Consider the following 3116-nt stretch of genomic DNA (forward strand, 5'->3'; position numbering starts at 1 on the left):
AAGAAGAACCAAGAAAAACCGAGTGGGAATAATGTTTATTATTCCTTGATTGCCATTTTAGTTTTCCTTCTTTCTGAAAAGAAGAGGGATGACCAAGAAAAGGTGAATCAGCAGCTGACGAAGAGATTCGAAGCTGATCCTTCACCGAAAACATTGGTTAAGTTAGAAAGGGCGCACGGTGGATGCCTTGGCACTAGGAGCCGATGAAGGACGGGACTAACACCGATATGCTTCGGGGAGCTGTAAGTAAGCTTTGATCCGGAGATTTCCGAATGGGGAAACCCACTGTTCGTAATGGAACAGGATTCATGCCTGAATACATAGGGCATGGAAGGCAGACCCGGGGAACTGAAACATCTAAGTACCCGGAGGAAGAGAAAGCAAACGCGATTCCCTGAGTAGCGGCGAGCGAAACGGGACATAGCCCAAACCAAGAGGCTTGCCTCTTGGGGTTGTAGGACACTCAACATGGAGTTACAAAGGAACGGGGTAGATGAAGCGGCCTGGAAAGGCCCGTCAGAGAAGGTAAAAACCCTGTAGTTGAAACTTCGTTCCCTCCTGAGTGGATCCTGAGTACGGCGGGACACGAGAAATCCCGTCGGAAGCTGGGAGGACCATCTCCCAAGGCTAAATACTCCCTAGTGACCGATAGTGAACCAGTACCGTGAGGGAAAGGTGAAAAGCACCCCGGAAGGGGAGTGAAAGAGATCCTGAAACCGTGTGCCTACAAGTAGTCAAAGCCCAGTGCTTGTTTTTCGAAACAGGCCGGGTGATGGCGTGCCTTTTGTAGAATGAACCGGCGAGTTACGATTACATGCAAGGTTAAGTTGAGAAGACGGAGCCGCAGCGAAAGCGAGTCTGAATAGGGCGCATTAGTATGTGGTCGTAGACCCGAAACCAGGTGATCTACCCATGTCCAGGGTGAAGGTTGGGTAACACCAACTGGAGGCCCGAACCCACGCACGTTGAAAAGTGCGGGGATGAGGTGTGGGTAGCGGAGAAATTCCAATCGAACTTGGAGATAGCTGGTTCTCTCCGAAATAGCTTTAGGGCTAGCCTCACGTAGAAAGAGTCTTGGAGGTAGAGCACTGTTTGGACTAGGGGCCCTCATCGGGTTACCGAATTCAGACAAACTCCGAATGCCAAAGACTTATCCGTGGGAGTCAGACTGCGAGTGATAAGATCCGTAGTCAAAAGGGAAACAGCCCAGACCACCAGCTAAGGTCCCAAAGTATCCGTTAAGTGGAAAAGGATGTGGAGTTGCTTAGACAACCAGGATGTTGGCTTAGAAGCAGCCACCATTTAAAGAGTGCGTAATAGCTCACTGGTCGAGTGACTCTGCGCCGAAAATGTACCGGGGCTAAACGGATCACCGAAGCTGTGGATTGACATCTTAGATGTCAGTGGTAGGAGAGCGTTCTAAGGGCGTTGAAGTCAGACCGGAAGGACTGGTGGAGCGCTTAGAAGTGAGAATGCCGGTATGAGTAGCGAAAGATGGGTGAGAATCCCATCCACCGAATGCCTAAGGTTTCCTGAGGAAGGCTCGTCCTCTCAGGGTTAGTCGGGACCTAAGCCGAGGCCGAAAGGCGTAGGCGATGGACAACAGGTTGATATTCCTGTACCACCTCTTTATCGTTTGAGCGACGGGGGGACGCAGGAGGATAGGGTAAGCGCGCTGTTGGATATGCGCGTCTAAGCAGGTAGGCTGCAAGCGAGGCAAATCCCGCTTGCGTGAAGGCTGAGCTGTGACAGCGAGGGAAATAAAGTACCGAAGTTCCTGATTCCACACTGCCAAGAAAAGCCTCTAGCGATGATATTAGGTGCCCGTACCGCAAACCGACACAGGTAGGCGAGGAGAGAATCCTAAGGTGAGCGAGAGAACTCTCGTTAAGGAACTCGGCAAAATGACCCCGTAACTTCGGGAGAAGGGGTGCTCATTTGGGTGAATAGCCCGGATGAGCCGCAGTGAATAGGCCCAGGCGACTGTTTAGCAAAAACACAGGTCTCTGCGAAGCCGCAAGGCGAAGTATAGGGGCTGACGCCTGCCCGGTGCTGGAAGGTTAAGAGGAGGGGTTAGCTCACGCGAAGCTCTGAATCGAAGCCCCAGTAAACGGCGGCCGTAACTATAACGGTCCTAAGGTAGCGAAATTCCTTGTCGGGTAAGTTCCGACCCGCACGAAAGGCGTAACGATCTGGGCACTGTCTCAACGAGAGACTCGGTGAAATTATAGTACCTGTGAAGATGCAGGTTACCCGCGACAGGACGGAAAGACCCCGTGGAGCTTTACTGTAGCCTGATATTGAATTTTGGTACAGCTTGTACAGGATAGGTAGGAGCCTGAGAAGCCGGAGCGCTAGCTTCGGTGGAGGCGTCGGTGGGATACTACCCTGGCTGTATTGAAATTCTAACCCGCGCCCCTAATCGGGGCGGGAGACAGTGTCAGGTGGGCAGTTTGACTGGGGCGGTCGCCTCCTAAAGAGTAACGGAGGCGCCCAAAGGTTCCCTCAGAATGGTTGGAAATCATTCGCAGAGTGTAAAGGCACAAGGGAGCTTGACTGCGAGACCTACAAGTCGAGCAGGGACGAAAGTCGGGCTTAGTGATCCGGTGGTTCCGCATGGAAGGGCCATCGCTCAACGGATAAAAGCTACCCCGGGGATAACAGGCTTATCTCCCCCAAGAGTCCACATCGACGGGGAGGTTTGGCACCTCGATGTCGGCTCATCGCATCCTGGGGCTGTAGTCGGTCCCAAGGGTTGGGCTGTTCGCCCATTAAAGCGGTACGCGAGCTGGGTTCAGAACGTCGTGAGACAGTTCGGTCCCTATCCGTCGTGGGCGCAGGAAATTTGAGAGGAGCTGTCCTTAGTACGAGAGGACCGGGATGGACGCACCGCTGGTGTACCAGTTGTCTTGCCAAAGGCATCGCTGGGTAGCTATGTGCGGACGGGATAAGTGCTGAAAGCATCTAAGCATGAAGCCCCCCTCAAGATGAGATTTCCCATAGCGCAAGCTAGTAAGAACCCTGAAAGATGATCAGGTTGATAGGTCAGAGGTGGAAGCGCGGTGACGTGTGGAGCTGACTGATACTAATCGTTCGAGGACTTAACCAAAAATGAA

General features: G+C 52.6%; 1 rRNA gene. It reads left to right on the forward strand.

The annotated features are described in order from the left end of the window. Positions 1-155 precede the first annotated feature (155 nt). Positions 156-3109: ribosomal RNA gene (locus UB32_RS06665) — 23S ribosomal RNA — on the forward strand. Positions 3110-3116: the final 7 nt, after the last annotated feature.

Source organism: Mesobacillus subterraneus (assembly GCF_000934845.1).
GTDB classification, from domain to species: Bacteria; Bacillota; Bacilli; order Bacillales; family Cytobacillaceae; genus Mesobacillus; species Mesobacillus stamsii.